The sequence below is a fragment of the Streptococcus acidominimus genome, assembly GCF_001921825.1.
Lineage (GTDB): Bacteria > Bacillota > Bacilli > Lactobacillales > Streptococcaceae > Streptococcus > Streptococcus acidominimus.
This window is the reverse complement of record NZ_MSJL01000016.1, coordinates 1-16411: the sequence shown is the minus strand read 5'-3', so window position 1 is coordinate 16411 and position 16411 is coordinate 1. Positions and strand designations below refer to the sequence as shown.

At 42.1% G+C, this 16411-nt stretch carries 11 protein-coding genes, 1 tRNA gene, 1 other RNA gene and 1 pseudogene; 10 read left to right on the top strand and 4 right to left on the bottom strand.

What is annotated here, in order from left to right; genetic code table 11:
- Window positions 1-200: 200 nt before the first annotated feature.
- Both rpsU and galE read left to right on the top strand, forming a co-directional pair.
- Complete coding sequence (gene rpsU, locus BU200_RS04675) at window positions 201-377, top strand: 30S ribosomal protein S21 (protein WP_000048054.1); 177 nt, start codon at window positions 201-203, stop codon at window positions 375-377.
- A gap of 59 nt (window positions 378-436) precedes the next feature.
- Window positions 437-1450 carry a UDP-glucose 4-epimerase GalE gene (gene galE / locus BU200_RS04670; RefSeq protein ID WP_075099065.1) on the top strand — a complete coding sequence of 338 codons (1014 nt, stop codon included), beginning with the start codon at window positions 437-439 and terminating at the stop codon, window positions 1448-1450.
- A gap of 646 nt (window positions 1451-2096) precedes the next feature.
- Here galE and mscL read toward each other — a convergent pair.
- A complete protein-coding gene (gene mscL / locus BU200_RS04665; protein ID WP_075099064.1) occupies window positions 2097-2489 on the bottom strand; it encodes a large conductance mechanosensitive channel protein MscL in 393 nt (130 codons plus the stop codon).
- Between the two features lie 162 nt (window positions 2490-2651).
- Here mscL and dnaG point away from each other — a divergent pair, with 162 nt between their 5' ends.
- From dnaG to BU200_RS04650, 3 genes are all read left to right on the top strand, one after another.
- The gene (gene dnaG / locus BU200_RS04660) at window positions 2652-4442 is read left to right on the top strand and encodes a DNA primase (RefSeq protein ID WP_075099063.1); all 1791 of its coding nucleotides are present in this window, start codon (window positions 2652-2654) and stop codon (window positions 4440-4442) included.
- Window positions 4443-4444: 2 nt separating this feature from the next.
- On the top strand, window positions 4445-5563 hold the full coding sequence (rpoD, locus tag BU200_RS04655; protein ID WP_075099062.1) for an RNA polymerase sigma factor RpoD: 1119 nt from the start codon (window positions 4445-4447) through the stop codon (window positions 5561-5563).
- A gap of 349 nt (window positions 5564-5912) precedes the next feature.
- On the top strand, window positions 5913-6236 hold the full coding sequence (locus BU200_RS04650; RefSeq protein ID WP_075099061.1) for a metal-sulfur cluster assembly factor: 324 nt from the start codon (window positions 5913-5915) through the stop codon (window positions 6234-6236).
- A 317-nt stretch (window positions 6237-6553) separates the two neighbouring features.
- Here BU200_RS04650 and BU200_RS04645 read toward each other — a convergent pair whose 3' ends face one another.
- Window positions 6554-7147 (bottom strand): TVP38/TMEM64 family protein, encoded by a 594-nt coding sequence (locus BU200_RS04645; RefSeq protein WP_075099060.1) that lies wholly within the window; start codon window positions 7145-7147, stop codon window positions 6554-6556.
- Window positions 7148-7365: 218 nt separating this feature from the next.
- Between BU200_RS04645 and ssrA the strand changes: the two genes are divergently transcribed.
- Window positions 7366-7713, top strand: a transfer-messenger RNA (tmRNA) gene (gene ssrA / locus BU200_RS04640).
- A 230-nt stretch (window positions 7714-7943) separates the two neighbouring features.
- Here the strand turns inward: ssrA and BU200_RS10915 are convergent.
- Window positions 7944-8819, bottom strand: coding sequence for a calcium-binding protein (locus BU200_RS10915; RefSeq protein ID WP_142237023.1), 876 nt, complete (start codon window positions 8817-8819; stop codon window positions 7944-7946).
- Window positions 8820-9134: 315 nt separating this feature from the next.
- Between BU200_RS10915 and BU200_RS04625 the strand changes: the two genes are divergently transcribed.
- From BU200_RS04625 to BU200_RS11680, 4 genes and pseudogenes are all read left to right on the top strand, one after another.
- A tRNA-Ser gene (locus tag BU200_RS04625) sits at window positions 9135-9222 on the top strand.
- Window positions 9223-9454: 232 nt separating this feature from the next.
- Window positions 9455-10474 (top strand): adenosine deaminase, encoded by a 1020-nt coding sequence (gene add, locus BU200_RS04620; protein WP_075099057.1) that lies wholly within the window; start codon window positions 9455-9457, stop codon window positions 10472-10474.
- 949 nt (window positions 10475-11423) lie between these two features.
- Window positions 11424-15623: pseudogene (locus BU200_RS04615) on the top strand (pullulanase); the annotation flags it as partial.
- An 18-nt stretch (window positions 15624-15641) separates the two neighbouring features.
- The gene (locus BU200_RS11680) at window positions 15642-15833 is read left to right on the top strand and encodes an LPXTG cell wall anchor domain-containing protein (protein ID WP_280523057.1); all 192 of its coding nucleotides are present in this window, start codon (window positions 15642-15644) and stop codon (window positions 15831-15833) included.
- Between the two features lie 336 nt (window positions 15834-16169).
- Here BU200_RS11680 and BU200_RS04610 read toward each other — a convergent pair.
- Window positions 16170-16411 (bottom strand): IS3 family transposase (locus tag BU200_RS04610; RefSeq protein WP_142237004.1); only part of this gene is annotated, 242 nt, incomplete at its 5' end.

The following is a 16411-nucleotide window of genomic DNA, read 5'->3' as shown; positions in this document are numbered from 1 at the left end:
TTTTTAAGTCAGATACAAGTAGCATTCAAATTCTCAAGTGTGTAAGCCCCTCTCCCTTGGATTTTCAGTGAGTAGTAGTTCGGCTATAAAACCGAGCTAGAAGCGATAAAAATTTACTGTAAAGTTCTGGAAATATCTTGACAAAATCTCTAGATAACAGTATAATAATATGGAATTTGAAATTGAGGGGAGTGAAAATAATGTCAAAAACAGTTGTGCGCAAGAACGAATCACTTGATGATGCTCTTCGTCGTTTCAAACGTGCGGTTACCAAGGCTGGTACTCTTCAAGAAACACGCAAACGTGAATTCTATGAAAAACCATCTGTAAAACGTAAACGCAAATCAGAAGCAGCTCGTAAGCGTAAAAAATTCTAACATTTTAAAAGCAGCTGTCAAGCTGTTTTTTTCTAATCCAATCTACAAAGGAGTTTCTCATGAGTGTCTTAGTAACAGGTGGTGCAGGGTACATCGGTAGCCATACCGTAGTTGAGCTGTTGAAGTTAGGAAAAGAAGTAGTCATTGTTGACGATTTATCCAATTCCAGTTTGCTAGTCTTGGATAGGATCAAGGAAATCACAGGCAAGGCTCCGACATTCTATGAATTGGATGTGGCAGATAAGGAAGGGCTTCGTGCTGTATTTGAAAAAGAAGAGATTGACTCTGTCATTCATTTTGCGGGTTACAAGGCAGTTGGTGAGTCGGTTGCAAAACCTGTCATGTACTATGAAAATAATATTATGACGACCCTTGCCCTAGTCGAAGTGATGGCAGCTTTCGGTGTGAAGAAACTTGTCTTTAGTTCTAGTGCGACCGTCTACGGTCTCCATAATCCCTCACCTCTAATCGAAACCATGCCGACCAGTGCGACCAATCCCTATGGCTATACCAAGGTTATGTTGGAGCAAATCCTTCGTGATGTTGAAGTAGCAGATTCGGAATGGAGTATCGCTCTTCTTCGCTATTTCAATCCAATCGGAGCGCATGAATCTGGTCTAATCGGAGAAGATCCTGCCGGCATTCCCAATAATCTGATGCCATTTATTGCGCAGGTAGCTGTTGGAAAACGCCCTGAATTGAGTGTATTTGGTAATGATTATGAGACAGTAGATGGAACGGGTGTCCGTGATTATATCCATGTGGTGGATTTAGCACTTGGTCATATCAAGGCCTTGGAGAAAATTGCAGACACTAGAGGTGTCCATACCTACAACCTTGGATCAGGTCAGGGAACCAGCGTATTGGAGCTTGTACAAGCCTTTGAGAAAGTTAACGGCGTGCCCGTGCCCTACAAGATTGTCGACCGTCGTCCTGGCGATGTGGCGACCTGCTTTGCCAATGCTGATAAGGCTCTTGAGGAACTCAACTGGAAGACAGAAAAGACCGTTGAAGACATGTGCCGAGACACATGGAACTGGCAGTCTAAGAACCCTAACGGGTATGAGAAATAATCAAAGAAAAAGAAGTTGTTCGTCCAACTTCTTTTTTGGGTACTATCATTGATGTCATTCTTATAGAGCGGCAATATAGTCATTTAGTTTATATTTTTATTACTTCGTTAACTCGTCTTGTATAATTGAACTTGAGCTACAACTCACTGACAAAAAGATAAATACTCCTAGAAGCCAAAGCTTCTTCGTCGTATTTCCTATTTTGTCTAGGAGTTGCTTAACGCTCTCGTATCTTGAGTTGTACCATTGAGAAAAGTTACACTTTTCTTATCTGTCACTTGTCTAGTTATCAACTAGACAACTACCTGCGACTTTTAACGAAAACTTCTTTTTCTTCATTTCCCACCTCAAACAGTCTCTCCCCAGACTGTTTTGACGAAAACTTCGTTTTCTTTATTTCCCACCTCAAACAGTCTCTCCCCAGACTGTTTGAGCTAGTACTAAAAATAAACTAAACGGCTATAATGAAGCATTTTTCCTAATCTCAACAGTTTCACTCTGATGATTGACATTTCCAGACCATAGGAGTGCTGAAAGAATACCGGACAAAAAATTTCAAAACACATTTATTTGAATAAACTAAAAAAGACAAACTTCAAAAGGAAGTTTGTCTTCAACCTAAGACAGATAATCTGTCTTTCAACTCTTATTTGTTTTTCAATAAATCGCGGATTTCAGCTAACAATTCCTCCTGGCTTGGTCCAGCAACTTCAGCAGCGGCGGCTTCGTCAGTAGCCTCCTGTTTTTTTGTAAGGCTTTGTGCTTTTTCCATTGCTTTCACAATGAAGAAGAGAACAGTACCAACGATGACGAAATTGATAATAGAGCTTAAGAAGTTACCATAAGCAACACCATTCCAGCTAAGCTCAGCAATCTTTTCTGCACCAGCAGCTTTCAAAGCTGGGTTGAGAAAAAGTGGTGTGATTACATCATTTACCATGGATGTAATAATATCTCCAAAGGCACTCGCAATGATGACACCGACTGCTAAATCAACAACATTACCGCGAAGTAAAAATGCTTTTAAATCTTTTAACATATCCTAAATATGTCCTTTCATAATAGTTAACACCTCCCATTATATGCCGAAAGTATCTTTTTTTCAAGTATTCTAACTTGGAAATTTTACATTTTTACAGTTTTAGTATAAAATAGGATATGCTATAATAGCTGATACCTTGCACTGGAAGGAGGTGACCTCATGATTTCAAAAGAGAAAATTAATGAGATTAAACAGGGCGTCAATATTGTTGATGTCATTGGGGAGGTCATCTCTCTGACGAAAGCGGGGCGCAATTTCTTAGGGCTCTGTCCTTTTCATGGAGAAAAAACACCCTCTTTTAATGTAGTTGAAGACAAGCAATTCTTCCATTGTTTTGGCTGCGGGAAGTCAGGGGATGTTTTTAAGTTTATCGAGGAATACCGTGGCATTTCCTTTATCGATAGTGTCCAAGTTCTAGCTGAAAAGGCAGGTATTCAGTTAGATCAGCAGAGAACTGCGGTACAGGAACGCCGTGTCCATCCCCATCAGGTTCTCTTTGACATTCATACCGAGGCTGGAAAATTTTACAATGCCCTCCTGATGACGACTAAAATGGGGGAAGAGGCTCGAAGTTATTTACATCATCGTGGGTTGACAGATGAGGTTATCAATCATTTTCAGATTGGGCTAGCTCCGCAGGAGAAAAATTATCTTTATCGGCACTTGTCTGCTAAGTTTGAGGAAGCGGATTTGCTCGCATCAGGTCTGTTTAACACCGCTGATAACAATCTTATCTATGATGCCTTTCAGAGCAGAATTATGTTTCCTCTGACGGATGAGCATGGTCGGATTCTGGCTTTCTCTGGTCGGATTTGGCAGCAGGGTGATCTTGAGAATAAACAGCTGGCAAAATATAAAAATACTAGAAGTACAGCGATTTTTAATAAAAGCTATGAACTCTATCACTTAGACAAAGCCAAGGCAGTCATGAAGAAGAGCCAGGAGGTCTATCTCATGGAGGGCTTCATGGATGTTATTGCGGCTCATCGTGCGGGGATTGATCATGCAGTTGCCTCAATGGGGACAGCATTGACCAGAGAACATGTCCAGCATCTGGCGAAATTCTGTAAAAAGGTGGTTTTGACCTATGATGGAGATGCAGCAGGACAGACGGCGACAGCAAAGGCGCTGAATGAACTGCACGATTTTAAAGTAGAGATTGTCAGTCTACCAGATAATTTGGATCCCGATGAGTTTTTAGCAAAACATTCGGAGGAAATGCTACATCAGGTGTTGACCACTAGTCGGATTAGTGATGTAGAATTTCTAATTCAGTATCTCAAGCCTGAAAACCTTGAAAACCTGCAGATGCAGATTGATTTTGTTGATCAAATTGCACCGATTATTGCTAAGAATAAGTCTATCACAGCTCAAAATTCTTATATCTATAAGCTGGCAGATTTATTACCTGACTTTGATTATAGTCAGATAGAAGCAGCAGTCAACCGTCTGCGCTTGCATGAACGAGAAGAACGTAGTCAGAGAGCGCAAGGTCAAGGGGCTGTAAGCAGACAGCTGGTGACGGAATTACCTCAGCAGACACGTTTATCACGCTTGGTGAGGACAGAAAATCACTTGCTCAACCGCATGATGACTCATCCTTACGTCCTGAATGACTATCGACTGAAAGAGGACTTTTTCTTCTTTACACCAGAATTGCAGATTCTCTTTGGCTTATTAAAGGAACATGGAGAAGTAACAAGCTATGAGCTGGCGCAGCAAACTGAGCAGGTTCAGCGGGCTTGGTATCAAGTCTTGGAGGAAAAATTGCCAGAAGAGATAGGTGATAGTGAGCTAGAAGAGCTAGAAAGGCGACGTCAGCAAGAGCAGCTGAAACGAGAAAATCAGCAGAAATCACGTGTGATTCGTGAACAAATCCACATGGGGAATACCGAGGCAGCACTAGATGAATTGGCACAACTCATTGCACATAAAAGAAACATGGAGTAACTATGACAGCAAAAAAAGATAAAAAACAAGAAGTAACTACTTTTGATGTTCAAGTTGCGGACTTTATCCGTAACCATAAAAAAGATGGGAGTGTGACCGATGATGCGATCAACGATCAATTGGTTATTCCGTTCACCCTTGATGCAGATGGGATTGATGACCTCTTGCAACGGATTCAAGATGCAGGAATTGCAATCGTAGACAAGGATGGCAATCCAAGTGCGCGTGTTTTACAAGTAGAAGAAGAGCCTGAACTGACTGACGAAGAGTTACTCGGCAGCAACTCTGCTAAAGTCAATGATCCTGTACGGATGTACTTGAAAGAGATTGGGGTTGTTCCTCTCTTGACCAATGAAGAAGAGCAGGAGTTGGCACTTGCAGTAGAAGCTGGTGATCCAGAAGCGAAGCAACGCCTTGCGGAAGCGAATCTCCGTTTGGTTGTGTCGATTGCCAAACGCTATGTCGGTCGTGGAATGCAGTTTTTGGATTTGATTCAAGAGGGAAATATGGGCTTGATGAAAGCCGTTGACAAGTTTGACTATTCCAAAGGCTTTAAGTTTTCAACCTATGCAACATGGTGGATTCGCCAAGCCATTACTCGTGCCATTGCTGACCAAGCCCGCACCATTCGGATTCCGGTTCACATGGTTGAAACCATCAATAAGTTAGTTCGTGAACAGCGTAATTTATTGCAAGAACTAGGTCAAGACCCAACACCAGAACAAATCGCAGAACGCATGGACATGACACCAGACAAGGTTCGAGAAATCTTGAAGATTGCCCAAGAACCTGTTTCCCTAGAAACACCGATTGGTGAAGAAGATGATAGCCATCTTGGGGACTTTATCGAAGATGAAGTGATTGAAAATCCAGTGGATTATACAACACGGGTTGTCCTACGAGAACAATTAGATGAAGTTTTAGATACTCTTACAGACCGTGAAGAAAATGTTCTTCGTCTACGCTTTGGACTTGATGATGGAAAAATGCGTACCCTAGAGGATGTCGGTAAAGTCTTTAACGTCACCCGCGAACGGATCCGTCAAATCGAAGCTAAAGCCCTCCGCAAACTCCGCCACCCAAGCAGAAGCAAACCCCTGCGTGACTTTATTGAGGATTAGAAAAGTCCAGTGGACTTTTCTAACGCACGCCTAGAAATGGGAAAGCGGGCAAGTTATGTGAACCGTTTTAACGCACACCCAAAACCCGAAAGTGAGCTAGTCCATTGGACTTTTCTAACGCACGCCTAGAAATGGGAAAGCGGGCAAGTTATGTGAACCGTTTTAACGCACACCCAAAAACCCGAAAGTGAGCTAGTCCATTGGACTTTTCTAACGCACGCATAGAAATGAGAAAGCGGGCAAGTTAGGAGAACCGTTTTAACGCTCCCCTAAAAATAGAAAGCGTATCAGTGGAGTGGACTTTTCTATATGCCACCCTGTATCATATATTAGTAGGAGACATCTATCAATGGCTTATACAGAAGAAGAAGTAAAAGAAATTCAGGAACGGATTTTCCATGCCTTAGAAGAAGTCATTGATCCTGAATTAGGAATTGATATTATCAATCTCGGCTTGATTTATGAAATTCGTTTCATGGATGGGAAAACGGAAATTGATATGACCTTAACGACCATGGGCTGCCCTTTGGCAGACTTGATTACGGATCAGATTTATGATGTATTGCATACGATTCCGGAAGTGACAGAAGTGGATGTCCGCCTAGTCTGGTCACCAGCTTGGACGATACAAAAAATGAGTCGCTATGCGCGTATCGCCCTAGGGATTAAGTAATCTCAAAATAGACGAGCTACAACTCTCTGGTTTGCACAGCTCGTAGTCCGAGTTCAATTATACAAGATGCGAGGGCGTTTGACACAAGCTACACTCGCCCTATCTCCAACCTTCAACAGTCTTTCTAGGCTGTTGAAGCGAGCAAAGCAAAAATAGGAAATCTGACGCAGAGTTATCAAACTCTAGGAAGATTTATCTTTTTTGCACAGCTCGTAGTCCGAGTTCAATTATATCGAGCCTCTTGACAAGGAGTCAGTATCGTTTTGACTTTCAAAGAGTATAAAAAACTTCGTTAGATAATCGTTCTAACGAAGTTTTTATCTTATAAGCTGTTGCAACCATTGACCGCCATAAATCCAGAAGAAGCTGTAAGCAACGATGGAAATCGGACGACACAGGAGAATGATGGTTATGAACTTACGATAGCTCATGCTGGTCAAGCCGGTAATCATGACTACAATATCAGCAGGAGATACCGGAGACAGTATGCAGAGGATGAAGAAGATTTCATAGCTCCTCTTGTTATCAATTTTGCTCTCGTACTTGTAGAAGGTCTCTTCTGTCATAAAAAGCAGGCAGAAGGCCTTACCGTATTTCCGAGCTAGCCAGAAGAGGATGAGGCTTCCGATTGAGATACCGATATAGTTGACCACAAAGCCCCACCAATGCCCAAAGACAAGGAAACCAACAACAGTCGTCACACCTCCTGGAATAATCGGAAAGACAACTTGCAGAATCTGAATGAAGATATAGGTTAGGCTTCCGAATACGCCATGGCTCTTAATCGTATCGGCTAAGACATTTTGATCATTTAAAATACCAATCTTGTAGAGCCAGAAAACAAGGAAAACACTTGCAATAAGTGTGAGAATACTAAGTATCTGAAAAGTTTTTTGCCAAAATTTATACATATTATTATTTTACCATAAACTAGGGTAATTCTGAAAATAGAAGATTAAAATCCGTAGAGCGTAGACAAACAATACTCTTAGTTGTAGAACCTGTTTTAAATATAGGAAAGTTGCTATGTCCGCTAGGCTGAAAGAAAATGTCTGACAGAAGTGTTTCTTTTATCTCATCTGTTGCTATTTTTTTCATAATTTGGTATACTGATATTCACTTTAATGACGGGGTCGTTACGGATTCGACAGGCATTATGAGGCTTGTTTTGCAACTCATCTAGCGGATGTAAAACGCCAGTTAAATATAACTGCAAAAAATACAAATTCTTACGCATTAGCAGCTTAATAACCTGCCTGCGTGACCAGCAATGGATTGCTTGTGTCTCTTGTCTGGTCTTAAATGAGCAAGCTACGTTAGAATTGTGTCAGTAAATTCTAAAAGAGATGTACTGAATCGCTTGTATGAGACTTGAGTTATGTGTCGTATGCAAGTTAAAGAAAGACATAACCTATGGTTGTAGAGAAATAAGTTAGCAGGTGTTTGGACGTGGGTTCGACTCCCACCGGCTCCATTATATGTTTTTATTCCTTTTCAAAGGTTCGTAAAACGTTGATTTGACAACGTTTTTTCTTTTCTTAGTCATTTTTAATATTTTTTGAAAAAGTCAGACCTTAACCAGCCTCTTTTTTGAAAAGAATATAGTTCGAGAATTTTTCTCAAGCTTCATTATAGGTGATTCTTTGATGCATATTTTTAATTGATATAAAAAAGTAGCTCTTTATAGAAAAAGCTACTTATATTTGTTTAGCCATGCCCCTTGGCAGGGTGTTTTCCGCTAGCGATAGCTTCAGCTTCCGACATGGCTACGACTCGATCGAAGCGAGTGTTAGAGGGCATATTATCAAGACTATACCAATAGGCATCAGAGGTTCCATTGCGCGCTACATAGACGGTGCGTTGTTCTTGCTGTGCGGCAAGATCTGCTACAGCCTGGTTTGCTTGTTCTTGTCTGATTGTCTCTTCTCGTTGAGCAATAGCACTTTGGACTGCTTGGATTCGCTGTTGCAATTCTGTTTTTTGAGGCGAATCGGGTAATGTATCAACCGCGCTTTGAGCGACCGGGATATTTTCATTGACTTGGTTTGCTTCTAAGTTTTGGACAGCCGTCTCCCCTTCAGCGAGTAAACGCTCTTGCTCAGCTTTCTTTCGCTCCTCTTCGGCTTTTTTATTTTCTTCAGCTTTCTTTCGCTCTTCTTCGGCTTTTTTCGCTTCCTCAGCTTTCTTGCGCTCCTCTTCGGCTTTTTTCGCTTCCTCAGCCTTTTTTTGTTCTTCTTTGGCTTTTTTATCTTCTTCAGCTTTCTTTTGTTTTTCTTCGGTCTTCTTAGTCTTCTCTTTTTCACCAGTTTTAGTAGATGAAGAAGTAGTCAGAGTAGAATCAGGGGTACCTTGTGCCGAATGAGCGTGTTGATTAGGATTGGTGGGCTGGTAGAAGATACTGAACATAGCTAGGATTGAGAGACCAATCGAAATATTTCTCTTAAGAGTATCAGGCTTTTTCTTGGAATAGTACCAAATACCAAAGGGAGCCAGAAAAACAAGGATTGGCAAAAGCAAGAGGATCAAAAAGCCTAGACCGACTATCTTAAGAAGAGGAGAACGACCTCTTGGATAATTTTTCATAGATAACCTCCAAATAAATTCTTCTTTCGTTAATTAGTGTACCATATTTTAAAGCTTCTATTTTTTGAAATTGTTTTCTGAAATCCTATTTTCCTAAACTTTCGACCGACAAGCGTAGAAAGAAAAGTGTTTTCCTATTCATGAAATGTATCAGGAAGATTATCACAAGGAAAAGGTTTGCAGATGGCTCTAATATTTTGACTAACAGTTGTAGAAATTAGCAAGCAAAGACTTTTTTCATGTATTTATGACAGAAATTCAATCTATCAGTTGTCAGGATGTCGCGTTTATGATATAATGAAAAACAGTTCAAATGGAAGATTACTCAAGAGGCTTAAGAGGCCGTGTTGGAAACGCGGTAGGCGTGTAACAGCGTGCGTGGGTTCGAATCCCATGTCTTCCGTCAAAAAAAACTCCTTCGGGGAGTTTTTTCTATTCTATTGTCGAATAGTGGTGATTGAGGATGTACATTTGCTGGTAAACTTCTGTTTTTTGCCTATTTTGTATTGAAATATCTTTTAAATATGATATGATGATACTCAATAAAAAATCAGACAGCTGATCAAGGCTCTCGATAAAGTATAGTTTTGATTTTTGCGTGTATGAAGAACAATAGATAAACAAAGAGGTGACCAATGCAGGAAAATATCCATCATCAGTTAGCAAAGACCGAACTCCATTGCCATTTGGATGGTTCCTTGTCTCTGCCTGCGATTCGTCAGTTAGCAGACTTAGCTCAAATTTCCTTACCAGATCGTGATGAGGATTTACGTGAATTGGTGACAGCGCCTGCCCGTACAGGCTCTCTACTGGAGTATCTAACGGTATTTGATTTTATTCGTCCCTTGCTGCAGACCAAGGAGGCGCTAAGACTGGCGGCTTATGATGTAGCTGCTCAAGCAGCACGGGAAAATGTCCTCTATATGGAAATCCGCTTTGCACCGGAGTTGTCTAGGGATCAAGGACTTACAGCTCTTGAGACAGTAGAGGCAGTCTTAGAAGGACTGCAAGAAGCAGAAGCGGAGTTTGGTATTCTTGCTAAGGTTTTGGTCTGTGGTTTGAAGCAAAGTCCACCAGAGCAGACACAGACAATTTTCAAGGAAGTCGTCAGTCTAGCCCAAAAGGGCTTAGCAGGATTTGATTTTGCAGGAAATGAGGCAGATTTTCCGACGCAGGCCTTGGAAGAAGCAATCAAAGAAACCCAGCGTTTAGGGCTACGAATGACCTTTCATGCAGGAGAATGTGGCTGTGTAGCCAATGTTGCCCATGCTGTACAGCTGGGGATTCCACGTATCGGTCATGGAACAGCCCTCTTGAAAGATCCTAGGGTCATGGAAGAGTGTGTCAAGCAAGGGACAACGATTGAGATGTGTCTGACCAGTAATTTGCAGACGGGAGCAGCTGCAAGTCTGGCAGATTTTCCCTATCAGGCTCTCTATGATTTCGGGGCTAATATCACGATTAACACAGACAATCGGACGGTATCTGCCACTAATCTTACCCAGGAATATCGCTTATTTACCCAACATTTTGGAACCAACAAAGACGATTTCTATCGCTTTAATCAGAATGCTATTCGGGCTAGTTTTACAACAGAGGCAGAGAAAGAGGAGCTTTTGAAGCGCTTGGAAATAGCCTATTACAAGGATAGATAGGAGCAGACAGTCATGAGGAATTTCCTTGTGGCTTTTTTCAGTTAAAAAAGACTGGAGATAAGCACTAGGAAAAGGGACACAGGTGTTCTAATACTCATCAAAAATCAAAATCTGACGTCGTTATAGTCGCTCCGTTTACTTTTATTACTTCGTTAACTCGTCTTGCTGTACTCCAGTACTATCTGCGACTCGTTGCCTAGTACTAAAAGTAAACTGAACAACTATCACTCGCCTTGCTGAGTAAAAAGCTCCAGTGTAGGTTTTTAGCCTGTTCCCTTAAAACAAAGAAGGAACAGAGTTCTACCTGCTCCAACAGTCTGGGGATAGACTGTTGGAGGCGGGAAATGAAGAAAACAAAGTTTTCGTCAACGCAATCTGGGAATAGACTGTTGGAGGTAGGAAATAGAACGAGTGAAACTCGTGTCGAACAGTCTAGGGATAGACTGTTGGAGGCGGGAAATGAAGAAACCGAAGTTTTCGTTAAAAGTCGCAGTCAGTTACCTAGTTGATAACTAGACAAGTGATAGATGAGAAAAGTGTAATTTTCCTTAATTAATATAGCGATACGAGTTAAGGAAGTAATAAAAAGATAAACAAAATGATTACATCACCGATTTCACCCCTCTCCGACTTAGAGGAGGCTAGCTTCGCAATCCCTATCTGCTTTGCTCCAGATAGTTGAAGGTCGTCTATTTTGTGTTTATTGAGAGGCTAGTCTAGGCGATCAAATGTAAAAAATATCTACAAATTTAAATGAAAGCCTTTACAATTCTGTCTATTAAGGGTATACTAAGCAGGAGAGCAAACGTTTGCATCATATCAATAATAAATTTTGAGGAGGTTATGGATGAAGACGGAAACGGTTGACAAGAAGCGACAACATTTGGAAGTAGGTATGTCATACTCAAAGAAAATGAACAGTAGACGAGGAAATGAAGTCGAAGGTAACATGAGTGTTTACCAAGATAAGTTGATCAAGTATCCTTTTAATTTTCAAAGAGTAGTAAAATGTGGAACGGCTTCAATCCTTTTATCAGCTAGTTTTTGTGCTTGGGCTGGAGCGGTCGTTCAAGCCGAAGAAGCAAGCGGAAATTCAGCAGTCACGGAGATTGATTCGTCTCACTCTGTGGAGGAGAAAGCAGAAAGTAAGGAGCAGACGGGAGACGGTAAGCTGGCACAAGAGGCAGGGGCAAGTTCTGCTCTTGAGCAGGCAGATGCAGCTGCGGCAGGAGAGCAAGCTGATCCACAGGACACAGCCCCAGCATTAGCATTTCGAGCGGCTCCTCCAGTGGTAGATGAGGAAGTAAGGGCAGGTTTTATCCGTCTGCATTTCAAGAAACTGCCATCTGATAATCTAGCCAGCCTTGGCTTATGGACTTGGGATGATGTCGAAAAGCCCTCTAGCCAAAATGGTAGCTGGCCTACGGGAGCAACGAACTTCTCCCAAGCCAAGGCAGATCACTATGGACATTATCTTGACGTCCCACTGTCTGCGGTGAAACGTGAAAAGATTAGTTTTTTAATCAATAACACATCAGGTCAGAACCTGACGGGGGATAAAACGGTAGAGCTACTTAGTCCTAACATGAATGAAGTATGGCTGGACGAGGACTACAACACCTACCTTTATGAGCCGATCGCAGAAGGGATGGTGCGGATCAATTACCTGCGGTCAGACAATAACTATGATCGTAAATCTCTGTGGTTATGGGGTGATGTTGAAACTCCTACGACCAACTGGCCAGATGGTGTTGATTTTGAAAAACGAGGCAAATACGGCGCCTATGTTGATGTCCCATTGAAGGAGCTTGCCAAGACAATCGGCTTCTTATTACTAGATGAAAGCAAGTCGGGTGATGATGTGAAAATTCAGCAGAATGACTATCATTTTACAGACTTGAAAAAACACCGTCAGATTTTCTTGCGGGACGCAGATCCAATGATTTATACCAATCCCTATTTTATCAATGATGTCCGAATGACAGGGGCACAGCAGATCAGTCTGACTGAAATTGAAGCAACCTTTACCACCTTAGAAAATGTAACCAAAGAGGAGCTTTTGCAGAAATTGCAGGTGACCAATAAAGATCAGCAAGCCGTTGCGATAAAAGAGATTGTTCTTGATCCAGAAGCGAAAAAAGTGTTGATTCAGGGGGAGTTTGGGGGAGAACAATCTCCGTATACAGTAAAATATGAAAGTGAGCAGTTTACAACAGGTATGAATTGGCAGCTAAAAGATAGCTTGTATCGGTATGATGGTGACTTGGGAGCGCGTGTGACAGACAATGGTCAGAAAGTTGCTGTCACCCTCTGGTCACCAAGCGCAGATCAGGTATCACTTGTGGTTTATGATAAAAAGGATCAAAGCAAGGTGGTCGGTAAGATAGCCATGACTAGAGGCGATAAGGGAACCTGGAATGCAGACCTATCAGCCGATAGTGGTTTAGGTATTACAGACTATCGTGGTTATTACTATCACTATGAAATCAAACGAGGAGATCAATCCGTTTTGACCCTAGATCCCTATGCTAAATCCCTAGCAGCTTGGAACAGTGGTTTAGCAGAGACAGGTCCAGCTTATAAAGTTGCCAAGGCAGCCTTTGTCGATCCAGCAGAGGCAGGGCCAAGAGACTTGGATTACGCTGCGATTCCCGGCTTTAAGGATCGGAAAGATGCCGTGATTTATGAAGCTCATGTCCGTGATTTTACGTCTGATAAGACCCTTGAGGGCGGTTTAAAGTCCCAGTTCGGAACCTTTTCGGCCTTTAGTGAGAAATTGGACTATTTAAAAGAATTAGGTGTGACCCATATTCAACTCCTACCTGTTTTGAGCTATTACTATGTTGATGAGCTGAAAAATGGAGAGCGTATGGATGACTACGCTTCAGGAAACAGCAATTATAACTGGGGCTATGATCCCCAAAATTACTTCTCTCTAACAGGCATGTATGCGAGTGATCCGACCAATCCGAGCGCCCGCATTGCAGAATTTAAGGAACTGATTCATGAAATCCATAAACGGGGTATGGGTGTGATTTTAGACGTTGTCTATAACCACACAGCGAAAACGGATATTTTTGAAGATCTAGAACCAAATTATTACCATTTCATGGATGCGGACGGTACGCCTCGGACAAGCTATGGCGGAGGTCGCTTGGGAACAACCCACCACATGAGCCGCCGTATCTTGGTAGACTCTATTAAGTATTTGACCGACGAATACAAGGTGGATGGCTTCCGCTTCGATCTGATGGGAGATCATGATGCCGAAACGATTCAAACCGCCTATGATGAGGCAAGAAAACTGAATCCTAATCTCCTGATGTTGGGAGAGGGATGGGTGACCTATTCAGGTGATGAAAATAAACCCGTCCAGCCCGCGGATCAATCTTGGATGAAATCCACCGATTTTGCTGCCGTATTTTCAGATGATATCCGCAATACCTTGAAGTCGGGCTATCCCAACGAAGGTACGCCTGCCTTTCTCACGAATGGAAAACAGGATATTGAAAAAGTTTTTCGGAATATCAAAGCGCAACCAACGAATTTTGAAGCAGATGATCCAGGAGACGTTATCCAATATATCGCTGCTCACGATAACTTGCCACTAGCAGATATTATTGCCCAGTCCATCAAAAAAGATCCTGCGAATGCTGAAAATCTCAAGGAAATTCATCGCCGGCTCCGCTTGGGTAATCTGATGATTTTGACCTCACAAGGGACACCATTTATTCACTCGGGTCAAGAATACGGTCGAACCAAGCAATTCCGTCACCCAGATTATCGAACACCTGTATCGGAAGATAAGGTGCCAAATAAATCTCACCTCTTGACCAATGAAGACGGCAGTCCTTTTGAATATCCTTACTTTATTCATGACTCCTACGATTCGAGTGATGCCGTCAATCATTTTGATTGGAGCAAGGCGACAAATAGTGCTGCCTATCCTGAACATACCCAGAGTCGTGCCTATACACAGGGGCTGATCGCCTTACGCAAATCAACAGACGCCTTCAAATTAGCTTCCAAGGAAGAAGTAGAAAAGCGTGTGAGATTACTGACAACGGTTGGTAAAGATGGTGTCGAAAAAGATGACCTTGTCTTGGGCTACCAAACAGTTGCAAGTAACGGTGATGTTTATCTGGTATTTGTCAATGCAGATAACAAGGAACGTAGTTTTACCGCCGGTCAATCTCTAAAGAATGCAAAGGTACTAGCTGATGGTCGACAAGCAGGGACAGAAGCGATTCAAGCACCTGATGGGGTGACCTTGACAGAAGAGAAGGTGACCCTTGCTCCTCTGACCGCAACCGTTTTACGAATTGCAAAAGAAGAGGTGGTACCACCACTAGGTGGGGAGATAAAGGGTTCGGTAATTATCAAATACAAAGATGTCAACGACCGGATTCTGAAAGATAATGCCCTCGTTCATTATAATGCGGCAGTGGGGACTGCTTATGACGCTGAGCACTCAGAGCACAAAATGCAGACTATTACTGGATATGATAAAAAGACCTACACCTTAGCCCCAGCAGGCCACTACAAGGTTGGTGAGGTAGACGCTAGTAGTCATTTGGTATCATCATCACCTACGAGCGGTGTTGTTGTGGGGAATACGACCTTGATTGTCACTTATATCTATCAGGAAGTACCATTAACTGATCTAAGCCCGCAACCAAAGACTGACGCTGAAAAGACAAGTCCAACTGTCTCTAAGGTGACCAAACCAGTAGGTGAATTGAAGGTAGAAGATGTTATCGGTGCAGTGACTGATATTGGAAATGGAGTTGTTAGCCTTCTTCCTAATACAGCATTGCCAACTATTGTAGGCGATCATACTGTTTCAGTTCTAGTAACCTATCCAGATCAGACTACTGATGAAGTATCTGTTCCTGTCACTCTTATAGCCAAGGAAGAACCAACTCCTCCGACAGAGACTGATGCAGACAAGACCAACCCGACCGCCTCTAAGGTAACCAAACCAGCAGGTGAATTGAAGGTAGAAGATGTTATCGGTGCAGTGACTGATATTGGAAATGGAGTTGTTAGCCTTCTTCCTAATACAGCGTTGCCAACTATTGTAGGCGATCATACTGTTTCAGTTCTAGTAACCTATCCAGATCAGACTACTGATGAAGTATCTGTTCCAGTTACCCTTACTCCTAAGATAGGTACTAAGGGAACCAATCAAACGTCTACTCATGGAAATGAGACAGGGAATCCACACGATAAACCCAAAGGTCATGACAAGCATTTACCGAAAACAGCTAGTCAACAGTCTCTTCTAGGTATCCTCCTCGGTAGCATTCTTTTTGTCTTAGGACTAGGCTACCTCGGCAAAAATCGGAAACGGGATTAAAAGCGGTATTTCCAGTCAAGAATACGGTTGTTGATATTGTTTAATCTACAATCCCTATCCTTTAAAATCGTCTGAAGATTTGAAGGGGCATCCAGATTCTCTCTAAAAGAAGAACTAATACTTTTTAAATAGTGTTGACTTGCCTTGAGAAGTGATACTCGTCAAAAATCAAAATCTGACGTCCGTCGTTCACTCGCCTTGCTGAGTAAAAAGCTCCAGTGGAAGTTGTCGGTCTGTTTGCTTGGCTTCGTCGTTTAGTATAAAGTATTCTAACAAAAAAACTCTGAAATCAGTGAACTGCTCCCTGTCAAGTAGACAGTCAAATAATAAAAGATATTAAGCAACCTGATTCCTGAATTCCCAAGGGGTCAGGTTGTTTAATTTAGTTTGATAACGTTGTGTATTGTAAAACTGGATATAGCTTTCCACATCTGCGACTAGCTCCTCATAGGTCTTGTATTTCTTGAGATGATAAGACTCTGTCTTGAAATGCCCAAAGAAACTTTCAATTGGTGCATTGTCGATACATTTCCCAACTCGTGACATGGATAGAGTGATGCCAGCCTGTGTTGTAAAAT